This window comes from Kribbella sp. NBC_01510, assembly GCF_045040325.1.
Lineage (GTDB): Bacteria > Actinomycetota > Actinomycetes > Propionibacteriales > Kribbellaceae > Kribbella.
Genome location: NZ_CP109418.1, coordinates 2,280,747 through 2,300,961, shown reverse-complemented (window position 1 = coordinate 2,300,961; position 20,215 = coordinate 2,280,747). Strand labels below are relative to the sequence as shown.

Annotated in this window: 19 protein-coding genes; 9 read left to right on the top strand and 10 right to left on the bottom strand. The window is 69.5% G+C overall.

Annotated features, from left to right (window positions below; all coding sequences use genetic code 11):
- Complete coding sequence (locus tag OG558_RS11465; RefSeq protein ID WP_405070196.1) at positions 1-1,146, bottom strand: FAD-dependent oxidoreductase; 1,146 nt, start codon at positions 1,144-1,146, stop codon at positions 1-3.
- A 92-nt stretch (positions 1,147-1,238) separates the two neighbouring features.
- Here OG558_RS11465 and OG558_RS11460 point away from each other — a divergent pair, with 92 nt between their 5' ends.
- The gene (locus tag OG558_RS11460; RefSeq protein ID WP_405070195.1) at positions 1,239-1,790 is read left to right on the top strand and encodes a TetR family transcriptional regulator; all 552 of its coding nucleotides are present in this window, start codon (positions 1,239-1,241) and stop codon (positions 1,788-1,790) included.
- On the opposite strand, the gene OG558_RS11455 is transcribed toward OG558_RS11460, so the two are convergent.
- On the bottom strand, positions 1,787-2,572 hold the full coding sequence (locus OG558_RS11455) for a sugar phosphate isomerase/epimerase family protein (protein ID WP_405070194.1): 786 nt from the start codon (positions 2,570-2,572) through the stop codon (positions 1,787-1,789). The genes OG558_RS11460 and OG558_RS11455 overlap by 4 nt on opposite strands.
- A gap of 129 nt (positions 2,573-2,701) precedes the next feature.
- On the opposite strand from OG558_RS11455, the gene OG558_RS11450 reads away from it, so the two are divergent.
- On the top strand, positions 2,702-3,784 hold the full coding sequence (locus tag OG558_RS11450; protein ID WP_405070192.1) for an IS110 family transposase: 1,083 nt from the start codon (positions 2,702-2,704) through the stop codon (positions 3,782-3,784).
- Positions 3,785-4,071: 287 nt separating this feature from the next.
- Here OG558_RS11450 and OG558_RS11445 read toward each other — a convergent pair whose 3' ends face one another.
- The gene (locus OG558_RS11445; protein WP_405070191.1) at positions 4,072-6,111 is read right to left on the bottom strand and encodes a DUF4328 domain-containing protein; all 2,040 of its coding nucleotides are present in this window, start codon (positions 6,109-6,111) and stop codon (positions 4,072-4,074) included.
- A gap of 301 nt (positions 6,112-6,412) precedes the next feature.
- Positions 6,413-7,138 carry a DUF4328 domain-containing protein gene (locus OG558_RS11440; RefSeq protein WP_405070190.1) on the bottom strand — a complete coding sequence of 242 codons (726 nt, stop codon included), beginning with the start codon at positions 7,136-7,138 and terminating at the stop codon, positions 6,413-6,415.
- A gap of 109 nt (positions 7,139-7,247) precedes the next feature.
- Between OG558_RS11440 and OG558_RS11435 the strand changes: the two genes are divergently transcribed.
- Entirely contained in the window at positions 7,248-7,721 is a 474-nt protein-coding gene (locus OG558_RS11435) for a methylated-DNA--[protein]-cysteine S-methyltransferase (RefSeq protein ID WP_329483178.1), read from the top strand.
- Positions 7,722-7,898: 177 nt separating this feature from the next.
- Positions 7,899-8,231, top strand: coding sequence for a hypothetical protein (locus OG558_RS11430; RefSeq protein ID WP_405070189.1), 333 nt, complete (start codon positions 7,899-7,901; stop codon positions 8,229-8,231).
- A 116-nt stretch (positions 8,232-8,347) separates the two neighbouring features.
- Here OG558_RS11430 and OG558_RS11425 read toward each other — a convergent pair whose 3' ends face one another.
- On the bottom strand, positions 8,348-9,193 hold the full coding sequence (locus tag OG558_RS11425; protein ID WP_405070188.1) for a hypothetical protein: 846 nt from the start codon (positions 9,191-9,193) through the stop codon (positions 8,348-8,350).
- A gap of 360 nt (positions 9,194-9,553) precedes the next feature.
- On the opposite strand from OG558_RS11425, the gene OG558_RS11420 reads away from it, so the two are divergent.
- Positions 9,554-10,096 (top strand): peptidylprolyl isomerase, encoded by a 543-nt coding sequence (locus OG558_RS11420; protein WP_405070187.1) that lies wholly within the window; start codon positions 9,554-9,556, stop codon positions 10,094-10,096.
- Positions 10,097-10,156: 60 nt separating this feature from the next.
- Positions 10,157-10,897 carry a rhomboid family intramembrane serine protease gene (locus OG558_RS11415; RefSeq protein WP_405070186.1) on the top strand — a complete coding sequence of 247 codons (741 nt, stop codon included), beginning with the start codon at positions 10,157-10,159 and terminating at the stop codon, positions 10,895-10,897.
- A gap of 854 nt (positions 10,898-11,751) precedes the next feature.
- Here the strand turns inward: OG558_RS11415 and OG558_RS11410 are convergent.
- Genes OG558_RS11410 through OG558_RS11400 form a run of 3 tightly spaced genes read right to left on the bottom strand, consistent with a single transcriptional unit; the run spans position 11,752 to position 15,110 of the window.
- The gene (locus OG558_RS11410) at positions 11,752-12,783 is read right to left on the bottom strand and encodes an S-adenosylmethionine:tRNA ribosyltransferase-isomerase (protein ID WP_405070185.1); all 1,032 of its coding nucleotides are present in this window, start codon (positions 12,781-12,783) and stop codon (positions 11,752-11,754) included.
- Complete coding sequence (locus tag OG558_RS11405) at positions 12,780-13,499, bottom strand: SDR family NAD(P)-dependent oxidoreductase (protein ID WP_405070184.1); 720 nt, start codon at positions 13,497-13,499, stop codon at positions 12,780-12,782. Before OG558_RS11405 ends, OG558_RS11410 begins: the two co-directional genes overlap by 4 nt.
- Before the next feature lie 45 nt (positions 13,500-13,544).
- A complete protein-coding gene (locus OG558_RS11400; protein ID WP_405070183.1) occupies positions 13,545-15,110 on the bottom strand; it encodes an FAD-binding oxidoreductase in 1,566 nt (521 codons plus the stop codon).
- 118 nt (positions 15,111-15,228) lie between these two features.
- Here OG558_RS11400 and OG558_RS11395 point away from each other — a divergent pair, with 118 nt between their 5' ends.
- From OG558_RS11395 to OG558_RS11385, 3 genes are all read left to right on the top strand, one after another.
- Positions 15,229-15,849 (top strand): helix-turn-helix domain-containing protein, encoded by a 621-nt coding sequence (locus OG558_RS11395; RefSeq protein WP_329483171.1) that lies wholly within the window; start codon positions 15,229-15,231, stop codon positions 15,847-15,849.
- Between the two features lie 38 nt (positions 15,850-15,887).
- A complete protein-coding gene (locus tag OG558_RS11390) occupies positions 15,888-17,420 on the top strand; it encodes a glycerol-3-phosphate dehydrogenase/oxidase (RefSeq protein ID WP_405070182.1) in 1,533 nt (510 codons plus the stop codon).
- A gap of 75 nt (positions 17,421-17,495) precedes the next feature.
- Complete coding sequence (locus OG558_RS11385) at positions 17,496-18,455, top strand: DUF4328 domain-containing protein (protein ID WP_405070181.1); 960 nt, start codon at positions 17,496-17,498, stop codon at positions 18,453-18,455.
- On the opposite strand, the gene OG558_RS11380 is transcribed toward OG558_RS11385, so the two are convergent.
- Positions 18,452-19,207, bottom strand: coding sequence for a protein phosphatase 2C domain-containing protein (locus tag OG558_RS11380; protein WP_405070180.1), 756 nt, complete (start codon positions 19,205-19,207; stop codon positions 18,452-18,454). The genes OG558_RS11385 and OG558_RS11380 overlap by 4 nt on opposite strands.
- 12 nt (positions 19,208-19,219) lie before the next feature.
- On the bottom strand, positions 19,220-20,107 hold the full coding sequence (locus OG558_RS11375) for an NAD-dependent epimerase/dehydratase family protein (RefSeq protein ID WP_405070179.1): 888 nt from the start codon (positions 20,105-20,107) through the stop codon (positions 19,220-19,222).
- Positions 20,108-20,215 lie beyond the last annotated feature (108 nt).

Below are 20,215 nucleotides of genomic sequence, written 5' to 3'. Positions count from 1 at the left end.
TCAGCGCTCTGGGAAGCCTGCCAACTGCTTGGCGAACTTGACCTGGACCTTCTGCTGCCGGCCGGCCAGGCCGACGATCGTGTTGCGCACCTGGCGCAGCGGCCGGGGGAGGTTCGCGAGCCGGGTCAGCCGGTGCGCCAGCCCGATCACCCGGACCGCCTCGGCGCGGCTGTTGGTCGCGTAGGCGTCGAGGTCCGCCTCGTCGCCGCGGGTCAGCGCTACCGAGAGGGCGTCGGCCAGCGTCACCGCGTCCCGCAGTCCCAGGTTCATCCCCTGGCCGCCGGCCGGGCTGTGGGTGTGCGCCGCGTCACCGGCCAGCAGGATCCGGCCGGCCCGGTACTCGTCGGCGACCCGCTCGTGGATCCGGAACCGCGAGCCCCAGACCACCTCGGTGACCTTCGGCGAGGTCTTGCGCGGACCGCGGTCGATCAGCAACTGCTGCGCGTATGCGGCGTCCGGGTGCTCCGGGGCGTCGTGCACCTCCGCGACCAGCCGGAACGATCCGTCCGGCAACGGCGCCACCACGAGCAGGCCTTCGTTCGAGAAGTACAGGGCGACCTCGTCCAGCGGCAGACCGCCGTCGACCCGGACATCGATCAGGCTGCAGGACAGCTGCAGGGTGTTGCCGGGCATCCGCAGACCGGCCAGCTCGCGGACCGTGCTGTTCATCCCGTCGGCGGCGACGACGTACTTCGCCTTGATCACGTCGCCGCTGTCCAGGGTCACCTCGGCGCCGTCCACGGTCTGGGTCACGGCGGTGGCGGCGTACGGCCGCAGCACCGAGCCACCGAGCTCCTCGAGCCGCTCGAGCAGGATCCGCTCGGTGTCCGATTGCGGGATCATCACGATGAACGGGTACTTGGTCGGCAGCTCGGCGAAGCCGACCGGGATCAGGCGGCGGTCGGCGTCGCGGACCGCGAACTCCTCCAGCTCCAGGCCTTCGTCGACGAGCCGCTTGGTGGCGCCGATCTGGTCCAGCATCTCCAGGGTCCGCGGGTGGATCACGCAGGCCCGCGAGGTGTTCGCACCCGCGGCCTGCCGGTCGACCACGGCCACCGAGTGACCGTGCAGGCGGAGCCCGGCTGCCACCGCGAGCCCCACCGGACCGGCACCCACCACGACGACATCAGCACTCTCCGGAATCATGTTCCTCCCCTTCGCATTTATCAACGCTTGTTGACTTTTACTGTAGGAGCGGTCTCGGGAAAAGTCAACAACCGTTGGCATATGCTGGGGGCATGGCGGAGAAGAAGTCGGACCGGACCCGGGCGGCGATCCTGACGGCGGCCCGGGAGCGCTTCGGCGCGGACGGGTACGAGCGGGCCACGATCCGGGCGATCGCGGCCGACGCGGCGATCGACCCGGCGATGGTGATGCGGTACTTCGGCAACAAAGAGAAGCTGTTCGCCGCGGCGGCCGAGTTCGACCTCCGGCTGCCCGACTTCCGCGACGTCCCGCCGGACCAGCTGGGCGAGGCTGTCGTGCGGCACTTCGTGACGCGATGGGAGGGCGACGACACGCTCCGGGCGTTACTGCGGTCGTCGGTCACCAACGAGGCGGCGGCCGACCGGATGCGTGAACTGTTCGCCGCCCAGCTCGCGCCGACGCTCCGCGACCTCGCGATCGAGCAGCCGGCCATTCGGGCCGGTCTGGTCGCGAGCCAGACTCTGGGCTTCGCGCTCTGCCGCTACATCCTGGGGATCGCGCCGATCGCGACCATGTCCCACGACGACGTGGTCGCCTGGCTCGGCCCCACCCTTACGCGCTACCTGACCGCGCCGACGCCCTAGCTCAACCAGGCGAGCGCGGCGGGGAGGGCTTCCTCCAACGGCGGGAGGTGCGGGTGCCACTTGAGCTCCCACTCGAGGGAGACCGGGTAGTCGGTGCCGTCGAGGGTCTGCAGCAGATCGTGGACCGGGAAGTCGCCGGCGCCGATGGCGACGGGGCGGTAGTCCTGACGGGAGTCACTGTCCTTGACCTGCACGAACTCCAGCCACGGCTGCAGCAGGTTGAACGCCTCGGCCGGGCTCTCGCCGTGTGACCAGGTGTGCGAGCTGTCCCAGATCACCTTCACGTTGTGGTCGGGGACGTCGGTGTCGAGCAGCGCACAGAGCGCGGCGACCTGCCGGCCGGCGGAGTGCGAGTCGTGAGTTTCCAACAGGATGTGGACATCCCTGGGGGCGGACGTGACCCGATCGAGGGCCCGGATCTCGCCGGGGGTGGGGGAGTCCGCCGTACCGGCGTCCGTCGCGTCCGTCGTACCGGGATCGTCGCCGGGGAAGACGCGGACGCCGCGGGCACCGAGGTCGGCGGCGAGTTCGAGGTGGGCCTCGAGAGGCTGGTCCTCGACCGCGCAGAGCTTGACGTAGCTGCTCACCGCGAGGATCTCCAGACCGGCGTCCTCGATCCGGGTCCGCAGCTCGCGCCGCTGCGCCGCGGTCAGCCCGGTGTGGGTGAACTCGTCAGGCGCGGCGCGCAGTTCCAGTCCGGAGATATTGTTGCCCTTGGCAAGCTCCAGGACATGGTCGAGGGGCGCTCCGGGGCAGCCGAGCGTGGCGAAGGCTAGATGCATACGGCTAGACGGTATGTAGTGGCGCCGTCGTCGTGACGGGGTTGCGGGCCGGGGCCTCACTCACAACATTCGTGGGTTACCGAGTAGGGGCTGCCTGCTCGGCCTATCCGACATTTGTGGGAGGCCCCGGTGTTTGTCGAGCGTACGAGTGTGGGGCTGGATGTGCACGCCCGATCGGTTGTCGCGGCGGCGATCGATGGCGTGACGGGTGAGCTCGTCCAGGCGAGGCTGACTCCGTCGCATGAACACATCCGGTCCTGGTTGGGTGATCTGCCGGGCCCGGTGGCGGTGGCCTATGAGGCCGGTCCGACCGGGTTCGGGCTGGCCAGGTCACTGACCGCGGCCGGGATCCGCTGCGAGGTGGTCGCGCCGAGCAAGCTGCAGCGACCCAGCGGTGATCGGGTCAAGACCGACGCGAAGGACGCGGTGCATCTGGCCCGGCTGTTGCGGCTGGACGAGTTCACGCCGGTGTCGGTCCCGACCGTGGAACAAGAGACCGCCCGGGATCTGGTCCGGGCCCGCGAAGACGCCCGCGCGGATCTGATGCGTGCCCGGCACCGGCTGTCCAAGCTTTTGCTGCGCCAAGGCATCGTCTACTCCGGTGGGCAGGCATGGACCGGTGCGCACGACGCGTGGCTGCGAGGTCAGCGGTTCGACTCGGTGGCGCTGCAGCTGACGTTCGAGTCCGACTACGACGCCGTCCTGGCCGTCCAGGCCCGCCGCGACCGCCTCGATACCGCGATCACGGCGATGGCCGCCGACAGCCAGTTCACACCCTTGGTCCACCGGCTTGGCTGTCTGCGCGGGATCGGTGCCCTGACCGGGTTCGCGCTGGCGGTCGAGATCGGCGACTGGCACCGGTTCACCGGAAACACCATCGGATCTTTCGTCGGCCTGGTCCCCTCGGAGTACTCCTCCGGCCAGTCCCGGGTCCAAGGATCGATCACCAAGACCGGCAACACCCACGTCCGCCGGCTCCTCATCGAAGCGGCCTGGCACCACCGCGCCCGCTACGTGGCCGGCAAGACCATGCGCGACCGATGGGAACTCGCGTCGCCGGCCGCCCGTGCCCGCGGCGACGCCGGCAACCGGCGACTGCATGATCGCTGGGACGCTTTCCGGACCCGTCGTAAGCGCCACGTGGTCGCCAACGTCGCCATCGCCCGCGAGCTGGCCGGCTGGTGCTGGTCCCTGGCCGTGCTCGAGGAGTAGATCCCACAAGCCGGCTTCGTCGACCACCGAGGTGGAAGCAGCGCGTGGAGCGACCCGCGACACAGCTATGAGCAACCCGGCCCGGCCGGGCGACGCTCGATCCTAGACACGCGGACCCGCTCCTGCCGAACACCCCGTCCTGCGGTAACCAACCCGCGCATATCAGTCTGACCGCGCGTCGCCAACGACACACCAGCCGACAAAGCCAAGAGGCGCCCGCCCCGAACACCGTCCGGGACGGGCGCCTCAACCTGCCCATTGACAAGAGGTCCCTACATATCAGCTGATCAGACCCAGCGACGGCGCGGGTGGGTGCGCGGCGTGGTGGGCTGCTCGGGAGCGGGCTGCTGCTGCTCGTAGGAGTACGGCTGCTGCTGCTCGTACTCCGTCGGCTGCTGCTGCTCCTCAGCCGGGGTGTAGTACGACTCCGACGTGTAGTTCGGGCTGTAGGTCTCGTAGGGCTCGTTGCTGCTGTACTGCGAGCCACTGTAGGAGTCGTACTCGTAGTTGCTGTTGCTGTTGCTCGAGTAGTCCGAGCTGTAGCCGTAGTCGGTCTGCTGGTCGTAGCTGCTGCTCGGGTACTCCGGGCTGTACGACGTCTGGTAGTCCGAGGGGGCCTCGTACGACGACGGCTGGTAGCTGGACTCGCCGTACGACGAGTTGCCGTAGTCCGAGCCGTGGTTGTCGGCCTGGTACGACGGCTCCGGGCCGTACTCGGGAACCGGCGGCAGCGGCTTCGACGGGGTCAGGAAGTCGTCCTGCTGCGTCACAGCCGGTGCCGGCTCGTAGTATCCGGAGCCCGCCGTCACGTGCGACGACGGCATGGTGTGCTCCGACGGCGCGTACACGGTGTGCTCGGGCGGGGTGTCCACGGCGTGCGACGGGATCGCTGGCTGGATCGCCGACGGGCTGTCCACCGCGACCCGAGCGGCCCGGCGACCGGCGCGCGCAACTGGCGCGGGCTCAGGCTCGGGTGCGGTCTCGACCTCCGGAACGGAGGACGTCGGGGTCAGGTAGTCGGGCGTCTCGTACGAGTACGGCTCGGAGTAGGTGGCCGCCCACGACGGCTCGGCCGGCTGCTCCGGCTGGTACGAGTACGGGTCCGGCTGGGCGACGGTCATCGGCGCCGCCTCGTCCAGCCAACGGCTCCCGGTGTCGGTGGAGAGGATGTCGTCGCTGCCGGAGTCCAGGTAGTCGCTCCAGGACGTCTTCGGGCTCTCGTACGACGTCTCCTCGGCCTGCCGCTCGTGCTGCCAGGACTCGACCGCGTTGAACTGCTCGGTGGCCGGACCGGTGTCGTTGCCGTCCTGCCAGCTCTGCACGACCGGAGCGAACGGGCTCCACTTCGGCGGCTCCTCCGGAGCGTTGTCGCCACCGAATGCGGCGGGCGCGGCACCGGCCGCGAAGGGGCTGCCACCGCCAGGGAATCCACCCGCGGCCGCACCGTCACCCGGGAAGCCCTGCGGAGCGGGGGCCGGGGCCGGGGCCGGAGTCGGAGCCGGAGCGAACGGGTTCGGCGCCGGGGCCTGGCTGACGCCGGCCATCTGGAACTCGGGCTGGCGCTCCAGCCGCCGCGAGGGTGCCGGCATCGGGGCGGACTGGGCGATCGGCTCGGAGATGGCGGGCTGCTCGTCGGTGTCGTCGTTCGCGTAGGTGGGCACCGCGGTGAGCTTCGGCTCGCGCTCGTCCCACCACGGGACCCACGCGCGGCCGGTCTGCATCCCGTTGATCTTGCGGATCACCATCGTCGCCGCGACCGCGGACACGGCCGTCAGCACGAGCGACGCCGTACCGGCCAGGGCGATCCCGCGCAGCGACCCGACGGTCGCCTCCATCCACATCAGGAAGCGGCGGACCACCACGTCGAACGCGAGAGCGCCGACCCAGGCCACCCACCACGCGGAGGTGAGGGTGGGAGTCCGGAATCGGCGCAGGTCGTCGGTGTACACCGGGGTCTTCGGATCGCTGGCGAGCCAGACGTCGTCGACGATCTGTTTCGGATACCAGAGATTCGGGCCGGGGACGAACCAGCTGGCCAGCACCCAGCCGTGGCTGCGGCGGTGGTCGGCCTGGCAGAACACCTCGGAGTTGATCCGGGCCCGCCAGAGCCAGATGACGAAGACCACGGCGGCGGTGACCGAGATGATGACGTTCGGGACCGCGGTGACCTTGGCGATCGCGTCGGCGCGGTTCAGGTCCGCGTCGTCGACGTTCGGCATCCCGCCGAGGTAGCGGTGGACGACGGAGTACGTGTTCCAGTCGGACCAGGTGGAGAGCAGATGGGTGACCGTCGATGCACCCAGCAGACCGATGGCGATCTTGCCCACCGTTCCGACTTGCTGGAACTCCTCGGCAGCGTGTGGCTGCCATTCTTCGTGGTCTTCAAGGGCAGACAGGACTGCTGGCTGCGGGTGGCTCACGTCTCGCGTCCCTCGCGTTGCTGGAACTCCGTCGTTCGTTGGGCGTCTCGGCCAGATCCTGCCCCCGCATGACCGAGCCACATTGATACCACGAAGTAGGTACGCGACGGGAGTCGGCCCCTGCACGGAGGGTGTCGACTTAACATGTTCTTTTCGTACGCCCATCACCACTTGTAACGACGCATTGGACGGTGCGTGACGGTTTGGTTTACCGCGCAGGAGGTTGGAACCCGTTCTGCGGCTGGTCGATCGCCCACCACGGCACCCACGGACGTTTGGTCTGCAGCTCGTCGATCCGCCCGACCAGAATCACCGCGAGCACTGCGGCCGCGGTGGTGAACACGGCCGAGATGCTGGACAGTACGACGTTCGTCCGCAGGTCACCGAGCTGCGTCGAGCCGGCCAGCACGCCGCGCTGCACGATGTTGCCGGTGACGAGGCCGACCACCCACGTGAGCCACCAGATCCAGACCAGTTGGGTGCCCGGGATCTCCTTCAAGCTCGCCGTGTGCGGATCGGTCCGCGGGTCGCTGGCCGCCATGATGTCGTCGACGACCTGCTTGGGGTACCAGAGGTTCACGATCGGGCAGATCCAACTGCCGAGCACCCAACCACGGGTCAACCGGTGCTCGCCGCGGCAGAACATCTCCGCGTTCCACCGGACCCGCCAGAGCCAGACGATGAACACCACCGCGGCCGCCAGCAGTGCGAGCGCGGCGACGATGCCGAGCGAGCCGGAGATGAGGTCGGCCTCGGCCAGTCGGCCCGGGTCGTCGGCGTACTTCTTCAGCGTCTGGTACGAGTACCAGTCCGACCAGGCGGTCGCCCACGTGAGGACGGTGACGAGCCCGATCAGGATCGACGCGGCCAGGCCCATCGCACGCTCGGAACTGAACCAGCGGTCCAGCGGGGGTTGCGACGCCCGGCTCGGCATGGATCAGATGTAGCACAACACGGCGTGACCAGGCGAGGACATCACGTCGCGGTCGTTTGGTGGCGCATTTCCGCCGGAAACTGTCGGTGGGCAGCGGCAGGATGGGGGTATGCGCTGGTCCGTGATCGACTCGCCCATCGGCGACCTCACTCTCGCGGTCGACGACATCGGCCTCTGCCGCCTGCACTTCGGCTCGACCGATCGGCCGGTCGACGCCGACCCACTGCTCACCGAGACCGCCGAGCAGCTGAAGGCGTACTTCGCCGGCGAGCTCCAGCAGTTCACCGTGCCGCTCTCGGTCCCCGGCGGCTCCGACTTCGAGCGCGCCGTCTGGGCCCAGCTCGGCCGGATCCCCTACGGCGAGATGCAGACGTACGGCGACGTCGCGAAGATCGTCGGGGATCCCGGCGCCGCCCGGGCCGTCGGCGTCGCCTGCAACCGGAACCCGATCGCCATCGTCCTGCCCTGCCACCGGGTGGTCGGCGCCGGCGGGAAGATGGTCGGCTTCGGCGGCGGCATCCCGACCAAGCGGCATCTGCTCGAGCTCGAGGCCCGGGTCACACTCGAGACGCTCTGGACCTGAACCGGTGTAACCGGCGCGGCACGCTGCGAAACCTGACGAAGATCTGACACCGCGATGGTGCTTATCAGCGCGCGGTTGGGGTTACCAGAGGACTACCGTTGCTCATAGCGATCGAGTCGTCACGTTTGAAGCGAGCGATTCAACCGCGCCCTCCACCCTGCCCCGGAAGACTCATAGATGACCAAAACCCGCTCGACTGCCCACCTCCACCCCGACCTCAGCGCGCTGATGGACAAGAGCGCCGAAGACTGGTCCGCCCCCGAGATCCAGGACGCCGCCCGTGCGGCGCTCCAACTGCACGCGCCGGACCGTGAGCCGCTGACCTGGATCAAGCGGTTCGGCATTCTCCCGTGGCTGCACCGCAACGACGCGGTCTGCCTGCACTGCGGCGGCACCTATCCGTGCATCACCCACCGGTACGCCACCCAGCTGCTCTCGGCCGGCCGTTACACGATCGCCAAGCCGGATCACGCCGACGCCGATACTGATCCCGAGCCGCAACCGAACTGACGTCGTACGCGCAAGGCGACGCCGAACAAACGAAGGCCGCGAACCCCCGGATCGGGTTCGCGGCCTTCGCCGTTGCGGTGGTCGGTCAGTCGCGGTTGGTCAGTTGCGGTGGTTGGTCAGGAGTCGGTCGGCTTGGACTCGGTCGAGCCGGTCGGCTTCCGGGAGGTGGTGGTCTTCTTGGCCGCCGGGCCGTTCGACGTGGCGCCGTTCGCGGCCGCCTTTGCCTCGGCGTCCGCCTTCGTGGCTTCGGTCTTGGCGGTGTCGGCGGGCTTCGCGGTGTCGGGCTTGGCCGTGTCGGTCTTGGCGGTGTCCGGCTTCGGCGACTCGGCCTTCGGGGCGTCGGTCTTGCCGTTGGCGCTCGGGCTCTCCGGGCGCGACGTCGTACCGGCCGGGGCGGAGCTGTAGTCGCGGCCGCTGGTCGGGGTCGACTGCCAGGCCGGCTCCGGCGGGGTCAGCAGCTTCTTCACCGCTGCCGCGGCCAGGGCGCCGAAGCCCAGGATCAGCACGACCGTGCGGAGCTTGTGGCTCTTCTTCTTCGGCACGTCGATCTCACCCTTGAGCGCGGCCTTGGTGGCCTTGCCCCGGCGCGAGGTCTCCTCGACCACCGGCTCGGCGGCGGCCGCGAGCGAAACCAGCGCGGCGGTCACCTTCGGCAGCACGTCGTCGTTGAACCGCACGCGCGCCTTCTCGGCGGCGGCCCCGGTGGCCGGTCCGACGCGGGCCAGCGCATCGTCGATCACCGGGCTGGCCTTCTCGACCGCCACTCCTGCATAGTGCGCGCCACGCTCGACGGCCTTCTCGGCGTACGGCGACACCTTCTCCCGTGCGGTGCCCACAGCGGGGCCGAGGTGGTCACGGACCTGGCCGACGGCCGGTCCGATCTTCCCCGACGCCGACTCGGCGAGTGGCCGGACCTTGTCCTTCTTGGTCTCGGCCCGGCCATTGGACTTCCTTGAACCCACGGTTCCCTCCTCGGTGCCACCCGTCATGACGGACAGCGCTCCGGCCCATCGGCGTCATGGACCCTGCTGATACGGCTCTGGACAAATCCGGTGTCATCTGCATCGTACGACGTACCCAGCCGATCACCCGGTGCCCCATCCCCGCCCCACCCATTCCCCAACGCAGTTCTCCCCTTCCCCTACCCGGGAGCAAAGCCGAGGCCCGGGCGATTGTCCAGCGCCTGGGCGATCCGGTTCTGCTTGGCCCCGGAGCGATGCGGAGGGGTGGCGTATTGGTTTCCGGCCGGTCGGTGCGGTTCTGCTTGGACTCACATGACAGGATCGAGGGCGTAAGCCGTAACTGATCTAGGAGTGACTCCCGTGGCCGAAGAGCTGTACGCGACCCTGCAGACGACGAAGGGTGACGTCGTCATCAGGCTGTTCCCCAACCACGCGCCGAAGACGGTGAGCAACTTCGTCGGCCTGGCCGAGGGCACCAAGGAGTGGACCGACCCGCAGACCGGGCAGGTCACCACGAGGAAGTTCTACGACGGCCTGACCTTCCACCGCGTCATCGACGGCTTCATGATCCAGGGCGGCTGCCCGCTCGGCACCGGCACCGGCTCGCCCGGGTACGCCTTCGACGACGAGATCCACCCGGAGCTCCAGTTCGACCGCCCGTACCTGCTGGCGATGGCGAACGCCGGCATCCAGTTCGGCCGCGGCACCAACGGCTCGCAGTTCTTCGTGACCGTGGTCCCGACGCCGCACCTGAACCGCAAGCACACGATCTTCGGTGAGGTCGCCGACGACGAGTCGAAGAAGGTCGTGGACGCGATCGCGACCGCGAAGACCGCGCCGGGCGACCGGCCGATCGAGCCGATCCTGATCAACACCGTCGTGATCGAGCGTAAGAACGCCTGATTTCCCGGTCCGGGCCGGTCAGCCGGCCCGGATCCGCCGTCCTGTGGAGGATCCAGCCGCGTGACCGAGACCGTCTGCTACCGGCACCCGGATCGGCCCGCCGGGGTCCGTTGCCAGCGCTGTGACAAGCCGATCTGCCCGGCCTGCATGAACAGCGCCGCGGTCGGCTTCCAGTGCCCGAGCTGCTTCAACGAGGGCGTGAAGTCGGTGCCGCGCACCCGCACCTCGCTCGGCGGCATCCAGCGCGGTAGCCCGCAGGTCGTCACGCTCAGCCTGATGGCGATCAACGTGCTGGTCTTCATCGCCGTCCGCACCGGCAGCGCCCGGATCCTCAACGACCTGGTGCTGGTCCCGGTGCTGGTGGACAACGAGCCGTGGCGGTTGCTCACGTCGGCCTTCACGCACGTGCAGATCTTCCACATCTTCTCGAACCTGTTCATGCTCTACGTGCTCGGTCCGCCGCTGGAGCAGATGCTCGGCCGGATCAGGTTCTTGACCCTTTACCTGCTGTCAGCCATCGGCGGCGGCATCGCGGTCTGGCTGCTCGCGGCCCCCGGCTCGGCGACCCTCGGCGCGTCGGGCGGCGTCCTCGGCCTGGTCGGCGCCCTCCTGGTGGTCAACCGTGCCCGCGGCCTCGACGTCACCTGGATCCTCGGTTACGTCGCGATCACCGCCGTCCTCTCCTTCGTCATCCCCGGCATCTCCTGGCAAGGCCACCTCGGCGGCTTCCTCACCGGCGCAGCCGTAGCCTGGGTCTTCCTCCAAACCAGCAACCACCGCCGCAAGAAGACCCGCACCTGACCCAGCTCCGACCGAAGAGCGGTTGGTGCAGGGTGACCACACCCGCCGCACAGTGCTGCGGCGGCAGCTCTCCGGACGGGGCGGCAGCTCTCCGGACGGTGAGTCGGCCGGGTTTCGCGCGTTCAGGATTCGAACCGCTTGACCCCGACGACCAGATCGCCGGCACGGCGGAACCAGTCGCCGCCTCCCGCGTCCCGCCTCCCGGCCCGGCCCGGCGCCTGCCGCGTTCGAGGGCATATCCGGCGCTCAGGTCGGTTCGGTGGGTGTTTGCCCGTGCCGTCGACCGGATCGCCAGGCCATCACAACGAGGCGAGGACGAAGGCCTCCCGCCGACGATCGCAGCGTCTCGGCGATTGTGATGGCCTGGAAGTCCGCCACCCCCCGCCCGGCGGCGAGTTCAGCGATGCCGGCCGTGACCGGACCTGTGCCACTCGCCAAGCAGCGCGATGCCAGAGATGGCACGCTCGGCCGCGAGCACTCGGCGGCTGCCGGACCGGGTTGGTGAGTGTGCCACGTCCGCCCAGGCCGAGACCTACGGCCGACGGCCGATGTCGGGGCCAGGGACACCTCACGACCTGTCCCAAGTCCCGCCATCTTGTCCCAAGGCCCCGCGTGCGTCCGAAGACGCGGCCGCGGCACGCCGCGTACGCTGCCGGCGGTTCAATAGGCAACTAATCGGCCTAGGCCACAATTTGCGCTCGGTTCGATGAATGCGGATGACAGCGAGGGCCAGATACTCGTCTAATCAGGTGACGTCCCGACGGGGGACCCAAGTGGTAAGGACACCTGCGATGAGTCCACGTGCGGTGGAGAAACGTGCACGGCCGGGCAATGAGGGGCAGTTGCCGACGTCGTCAGCGCAGCAGCAGGCAACTGTCGCCGAACTCGTGCCAGAGGTAGTGCTCGTCCAGGGCCGCGTCGTAGGCGCGCTGGACGGTACTGCCTCCGACGACCGACTCGAGAAGGAGTAGGTGCGAGGCCTCGGGTGCGTGCATCCCGGTCACAAGGCCATCCACAACGCGCACCGAGTGGTCCGGGCCGAGGACGAGGTCGGTCCAGCCGTGCGCCGCGCTGACAGAGCCATCTGGCCTGACGGCTGACTCGATGGCTCGGACCGCGGTCGTGCCGACTGCGATCACGCGCCCTCCGTTGGCCTTGACCCAGTTGACCAAGCGGGCCGTGTGCGCGGGTACGTCGTACCGCTCGGGCAGAGGTGGTTCGTGGCTCTCGAGTGACGACACGCCGCAATGCAGGAGGATCGGCGCGATCAGCACGCCCTGCGACGCCAGGTGACTCACCAGCTCAAAGCTGAACGGCCTTGCCGCACTGGGCATCTCCGCGCTGCCAGGCTCGCGGGCGAAAACAGTCTGGTACGACGCCAGCGGCCATTGCTGACCGACGTACTTATAGGTGATCGGACGGCCATGGCGTTCCAGGTAGCCGAGCACATCCACCGCTGGAGGCTTGGCACGCCATAGGCGATTGGAGCCCGGTTGGTACGGCGACAGCAGCGTCAGCACACCCTCTGGCAGTTCGACGTGGTCGCCCGCCGTACCGCCGAACATCGGTGCACCACCGTTGCGCAGCTCGACCACCCAAGTGCCGTCGTCGAGCGCAGTGGAGAAGTGCACGACCACTGGCTCCACACCCGACCCGCTGATCCATGAGCCGTCGACGGCCGCGGGCAATGTGCCGGAGGTGTTCACCAGGAGCAGGTCTCCCGGTCGCAAGTGTTCGCCGATCCGGTCGAAGCGGGTGTGCGTGACGGTCGACCTCTCCGTGACCAGCAGCTTCACCTGATCCCGCGACAGCCCCCGGGCCTCGGGTGGTTCGCCGGCGTTGAGTGAATCGGGCAGGACGAATCTGGTGTGGGGATGCACCCTCACGACGTCACCGCCGGCGTGAACTCGGCGGCTCGGTAGCGACCACTCTCCGGCCGGCTGTCGAGCAACTGCAGGAACGCCGGTACGACGGTCGCCGGCTCGGGCCGGTCCGAGATGTCCTCACCGGGGAACGCGGCCTGGTGCATCGCCGTACGCAGATCACCCGGATCGACGGCGTACACGGACAGCGTGGGGTGCTCCGCCGCGAGGACTCGGGTCGCGTGGTCAAGTGCGGCCTTGGCGGAGCCATAGCCGCCCCACGTCTCATATGCCTCCACTGCGGCGTCAGAACTGATGTTGAGCAGCACACCCGACGCCGCGGTGAGTGATGGCAGCAGTGCTTGGGTCAGAGCGATCGGTGCCAGTACGTCGACCTCGTAGACGCGACGCAGTTCGTCGAGATCGGCGGACCCCAACGCCTGCAGAGGGCTCGGGCCGAGGTAGCTCGCGTTGTTGACGAGCAGGTCGAGCCGGCCGAGCCCGGCCACGGCGTCGACCAGGTCGGCGCGATGCGTGGGGTCGGTGACGTCGCCCGCTAGCGGGATCACATCGGTGTGGCTCGCCAGCGCGTCGGCCGCGTCCTTCAGTGCTTCGGCGCCGCGGGCGTCGATCACCAGCGTCCAGCCGCGTCCGGCGAGTCCGTGCGCCAGCGCGAGTCCGAGACCGGCGGACGCACCGGTGATGAGAGCGACAGGACGGTCGGAGGATTCAGGAGTCATGCCCCGACTGTCATCCCTCAAGTGAACTTGAGGTCAAGAGTTCCGTCAGATCAGAATGCCGGGGTTGAGGACGGCGCCGGGGTCGAGGACGTGCTTGACGGCTTGGAGGGCTTCCAGCGCAAGCGGACCGATCTCGTCGGCGTAGGCCGCGCGGTGGTCGGTGCCGACACCGTGGTGATGGGAGATGGTGCCCCCGACGGTCGCGATCGCCTGGCTGGCGGCGGCTTTCGCCGTACGCCATTGCCGCACGGGATCGCCGGTCTGCGCCGAGATCACCGTGAAGTACAGCGAGGCTCCGGTCTCGTAGACGTGGGACACGTGGCAGAGAACCAGTGGTGGCGTGCCTTGCTCGGTCAGCTTCTGCACCAACGCCGCGGTGACGGCAGCCTTCAGCTCGGGGATGCGGGACCAGAAGGCGGCCGTCTCGAGGGTCTCCACCAGCGCGCCCTCGTCGAGCAAGGGATCACGCAGGTACGGCGCTCGGTAGCGGCCGACTCGCCACGTCTCACCAGGACCCTCGCCGAGGTTCTGCCCACCGGCGGCGGTCAGGACCTCGGCCGTCCCGGAGTTGTACGGCCCGTCGAACCCGATGATCGCCAGTACGCCGCCCGACCCGCCACCGAGCACATCTGGATCGGCCAGGTTCACCGCGGTCTCGACCTCGTCGGACAACCGCAGCACTGTCGGCAACGGCCCGTCCTGCGCCAGCCGCCGGATCGCGGTCAGACCGTCGGCGAAGCTCTCAAACCGCCACCCCTCGAAGTGCCGCTCGGTCGGTCGCGGCCGGATCCGTACGACGACCGACGTGATGATCCCGAACGCGCCCTCGGACCCGAGCACGAGCTGGCGCAGATCCGGCCCGGCCGCGGACATCGGCGCCCGGCCGAGCTCGATGGTCCCGCGCGGCGTGGCCAGTGTCAGCCCGACCACCATCTGGTCGAAGCGTCCGTACCCGGCCGACGACTGCCCGCTCGACCGCGCGGCGGCATAGCCGCCGATCGACGCGCCCTCGTAGGACTGCGGGAAGTGGCCGAGCGTATAGCCGCGTTCGGCGAGGAGCGCTTCGGCCGCCGGACCCCGGACACCCGCCTGCAGCGTCGCCGTCCGCGAGATCTCGTCCAGCGCGACCAGCTGATCCAGCCGGCGCAGATCCACGGTGATGAAGCGGCGATCGGGAGCGAGTCCGCCGACCACCGAGGTGCCGCCGGAGTAGGGCACAACTGCGAGGTCGTGGTCAGCAGCGCCGGCGAGGAGAGCGAGCACCTCGTCGTGCGACCCCAGGTAGACGACGGCGTCGGGCATGTCGGACGTATCACCCGAGCGGTGGCGGAGGAGGTCGGTGGTCGAGTAGCCGCGGGTGTGCGCCCACCGCGATTCCAGGTCGGAAGCAACGTGCTCCGCACCGACGACTCCGGCTAGGAACGACAGTTGCTCCGGGCTCAGACCCGGTCGGTCGACTGCGGCCGGCGGGTCCACGGGATCCGTCGTCGGGCGTCGTACGCCGAGGTGCTTCAGGGCTTCGAGCGCCGCGGGCCGCAGGGCGACGGGGTGGGCGGGGTCGCCCCAGCGGCCGGGCGTGAGATGCACCACCGGAAGGTCCGACTCGGTCATCGTGGGCTCCCTTTCGGGGGTGCTGCGAGGTAGCGTCCGTGGGAGGTGGAACCCCCTGGCTCCCACCTCCCACGGACAGTTTCGGGATGGCACAGTCGCTGATACACTCTGACGTGTGATGTCTCAGCGTAGCAGCGAGTCGGAGCCCGAGACCAGCGCCCGTCCGGCGCCCGCGAACGCGATCGGCGAGGAGCGGATCCTGGACGCGGCCTACGAGCTGCTGCTCGCGATCGGGATGCGCCGGATGACGATGGCCGACATCGCCCGGCATGCCGAGGTCTCCCGCGCGACCCTGTACCGGCGCTGGCCGAACGTGCAGGCCGTCGTCGCCGCGCTGATGACCCGGGAGTGGACCACCGCTCTGGTGTCGGCGTTCCAGCCGGACGCCGCAGACGCCCGGTCCCGGCTGGTCGAGGGCGTGGTCGAGGTGGTCGCGCAGACCCGGGTCCACCCGTTGATGCGCAAGATCATCGAGCTCGACCCCGAGTTCCTCACGCCGTACCTGCTCGAGCGCCGCGGCAGCAGTACTGTCGCGCATCTCAAGCTGGTCGAGGAGGGCATCAAGTTGGGCCAGGCCGACGGCTCGATCCGGACCGGCGACCCGGTCTGGCTGGCCCGGCAGATCATTCTCGTCTCGCTGGCTTCGGCGGTCTCCGGTCCGGTGATGGCCGCGAAGGACGAGTATCCGAAGCTCGACGACGAGCTGCGCGACATGCTCACCAAGTACCTGACGCCATGATCGACCGGGGCGGCGGGGCGGGGAAGGAGTTCAGGACGGTGGGCAACGCCAGCCTGAACGCGGCCCGCCGGACCCGCGAGCTGGACTGGCTGGACACGACCGGCAAGGTCGACGTCCTGGTCATCGGCGGCGGGGTGACCGGCGCCGGCGTCGCCCTGGACGCGGCCGCCCGCGGCCTGTCCGTTGCCCTGGTCGAGAAGCACGACCTCGCGTTCGGCACCAGCCGCTGGAGTTCGAAGCTCGTGCACGGCGGGCTGCGCTACCTCGTGTCCGGTCATGTCGGCATCGCGTACGAGAGCGCGGTCGAGCGCGGCATCCTGATGAAGACGACCGCGCCACACCTGGTCCACCCGATCCCGCAGGTCGCGCCATGGTTGCCGCAGGCACAGTTCGCGCAGGCGGCAATGCTGCGGTCGGCGTTCCTCGGCGGCGACATCCTGCGTACGTTCGCGCGGACCAGCGACGACTTCCTGCCGCACTCGCGCCGGGTCAGCTCGGCCGAGATCCTCCGCTACGCCCCGACCCTGCGGCCGGAGGGCCTGCGCGGCGGCTTCCTGACCTGGGACGGTCAGTTGTACGACGACGCCCGGCTGGTGGTCGCGATCGCGCGGACCGCGGCGCAGTACGGCGCCCGTGTCCTCACCCGGGTCGCCGCCACCGAGGTCACCGGACGCGGTGCGGTCCTGGTCGACGAACTGACCGGGCACCGGCTGTCCGTGGACGCGAAGGTGGTGATCAACGCCGCCGGGATCTGGGCCGGTCAGGTCGCCGCCGGCATCAGGCTGCGTCCCAGCCGGGGCACGCACCTGGTCTTACCTCAGTCCGCCTTCGGCGGGTTGTCCGCCATCCTCACCGTGCCCGTGCCGGGTGAGCTGCACCGCGTGGTGATGGCGATCCCGGCGCCGGACGACCGGGTGTACGTCGGTCTGACCGACGAGGACGCGCCCGGCCCGGTGGACGACGTACCGCAGGCGACCGACGCGGAGATCGACTTCCTGCTCGACACCATCAGCAGGGCGGTGCAGACGCCGCTGACCCGGGCGGACCTGCTCGGCACGTACGCCGGCCTCCGTCCACTCCTCGACACCGGGCATCACAAGGGTGCGGACAGGACCGCGGACATCTCCCGGCGGCACGCGGTGATCACCAGTGACGACGGACTCGTGACGATCGTCGGCGGGAAGCTCACCACCTACCGCAGGATGGCGCAGGACGCGCTCGACAAGGCGCTGGAGCAGTCCACCCTCGAGGTACGCCGGCCATGCCTGACCCACCGGATTCCGCTGGTCGGTGCGGCCGATCGGGTCCGGCTGGCGGCCGTGCGGGCGCCGTCGCGATTCGTCCAGCGGTACGGCGTCGAGGCGCCCGAGGTGATCGCGGGAGCGCCAGGGTTGCTGGAGCCGATCGCGCCCGGACTGCGGACGACGTACGCCGAGCTGTTGTTCGCGATCCGGCACGAGGGTGCGCTGACCGTGGACGATGTACTGGACCGGCGGACCCGGATCGGGCTGTCGGCCGTGGATCGGGAGCTCGCGTTGCCCGCGGTCGAGCAGGCGTTCGCCACCGTCTAGTTGCAGCTTTTCACCTGTGGACAATGGTTGATCGCTCCTGGCCGTGGGTTAACTTGGCTGCGGGGAGGTGCACAGATGACGCAGCCGTATCCGGGCCAATATCCGCAGTATCCGGGCCCGTATCGCCCGATGCCGTACCAGCCGGCGCCGATCCCGCCGCGGTACCGGCCGCTGCGGAAGATCGCGCTGGTCAGCATCGTGCTGATGGGGCTGACCGCGGTCGCGGCGGTGATCCAGTCCGCGCTCCTGTGGAGTTCGTACGACGACGTCAAGCGGTTCGTCTACGGATTGCTGTCCGAGGAGGAGGTCAACCGCGGCATCCAGTCGATCGCCGGCACCGGACCGCTGCTCAACCTGGTCAGCTACCTGCTGATGGGCACGGCGGTCGCCTTCCTGATCTGGCTGTGGCAAGCGCGGGAGAACACCGACTTCCTGCACTCACCGCTGGCGCCGCGTCCCGGGCCGCCCGTCGACCCGGCCCGCGGCCTGCATCGGCGTGCGCAGGGCTGGGTGGTCGGCTCGTGGTTCTGCCCGATCGTGCAGTTCTGGTACCCGTTGGAGATCGTCCAGGACATCGCCACCGCAAGCGAGCCGCTCGAGCAGCCGGGCGCCACCCGGACCGGCCGGATGCGCGCGCTGCTGTACGGGTGGTGGGCGTCGTGGACGGGATTCTGGGTGATCCTGATCGGCGGCGGTGGTATCGCCTTCATCGGCTTCATCGTGTGGGTCGTCCGCCTGGTCGACGCGGCCGACGCCGCCGACGCGACCGGTGACTACGTCGACATCTACGGCCTGCAGGACTTCATGGTCCGGGTCGCGCTCGCGGTCAACATCGGCTTCACCGTAGCGACCGTCCTGCTGATCGTCGCGGGCATCGCCGCCTCGCTACTGCTCCTCGAGATCACTCGGTGGCAGCAGGACCGGGTCGACGTTCCGCGCGTTACCGATGTGGTGCGACCGCCCGAGCCACCGCAGTACGCGCCCCGCTACAACAACCCCGGCCCGACCTTCCCGTCGTACGGTCCACGTCCCTAGGGGCGGCAGAGTACGACGCTCGCGTCGTCGTACCGCTTCCCACGAACGCCGGCCGGCTGGGCCTCGTCGTACGCCCAGACCCGGTCGACCAACTCGCGCAGTCCGTCGGTGGTGAGGACGTCGACCAGGTCCTCCCACGGGTGGCCGTAGCGCTCGACGTACCGCGACGCGCCATCGGTCATTACGGCGACCACCTCGACGTCGGCGCGATCCGTCGTACCCGTGACCGCCTCGTACGCCGCCTTGGGATCGGTGCTCGCCACCCAGAAGCCGCCGGGCTGGTTGCGGAGCCGGCGGACGGCCGCCAGGGAGTATTCGGGGAGGAGGTCGATGCGGTCGTCGCTGTGGACGGTGATCGCGCCGGTCGGTGACCGTACGACTAGGGGCGAGTCGGCCAGGACCAGGTGCTCGACGTGGCCCGGCTGGATCCGGAGCATCGAGACGGTCGACGAAGGGCTGTCCGGGTTGGTGATGTCGCAGGTGTCGGCGTGCGCAGCTCGGACCGCGGAGATCGCGTCGGCCAGCAGGTCGGTGAGCGGCGCGGACGAGTGCGAGAGCAGCGGCGGCGCGAGCTGGGTCGCGAGGTGGCTGACCAGCCAGGCGACTGTGTGCCGGCAGCCGGAGTCGACACCCGGTGGGGCGGTGGCGCCGTCGAGTACGACGACGAAGTCGGGCCCGGTGAGCACCAGGTCCTCGTTCACCGCGGGCGGTCGCCGATCCGGCGCGGGCAGGCTGAGCAAGCGGATCTCCACCTGTCCAGTCTCCTACGGCTGATCGGACCAACCGTCGGCAAGCGACTGTTCGAGCGAGATCTTCGGCGACCATCCGAGCTGTGCGCCGATCAACCCGATGTCTGCCTGCTGCCAGCTCACGCCGGGACCGCCGTCCTGACCGTCCTCGACGATCTTCGCCGGCTGCCCGCTCCGCTCGAACAGCTGACCGGCGACATCGCGTGCGAGCGTCGCCCGGCCGGTGCCGACGTTCAGGACCGGCGGGAGCCTGGCGTCCGCGAGCGCCACCGCGACCACGGCCTCGGCGACGTCGCGGACGTCGACGAAGTCCCGCCAGACGTCGAGGGATCCGACCTCGATCAACTGGCGCGACCGGAGATCCCTGATCACGCGGCCGGGCAAGGTGCTTGCGGGCGCGCCGGGGCCGATCACGTCGAAGATCCGGAGCACGACGGCGTCCGCGCCGTTCCGCTGGGCGCGCAGGACGAGTTCGGAGCCGGCCAGCTTCGTGACGCCGTACGGACCGGCCGGGCGGGGTTCGGTCTGCTCGTCCAGGCTGGTGCCGTGCGGACCACCGCCGTACTCGGCGGCCGAACCGAGCTGGACGAAGCGGGCATGGCCTGCGTTGTCCCGGGTTGAGGCGAGCAGGGCCTCGACGGCGATCACGTTCGCCCGGACGAGGTCGGCCGGCTCGCCCAGCGTGGCGCCGGCGGCGTTGACGATCACGGTCGGCTTGTACATGCCGATCTGGGTGTCCAGGGCGTACGAGTGCATCGCGGCCAGGTCGCACAGCCGGTACGGCTCACCCCGGCTCCGGCTCAGGCCGCGGTACTCGACCCCGCGGTCGGCGAGCAGCGCGCAGATCCTGGCGCCGAGGAAACCTCCCGCGCCGAACACCATCACCCGCTCAGTTCCGGTCACCCCTCCATCGTGCGGCCCGTAGTTGTCGGTCGGCCTACCGTTCTCCGTCGTACCGATCACAACTAGGTCGTATCCGCGCGGGATGGCAGGGTGGGAACTCCAGGCGAC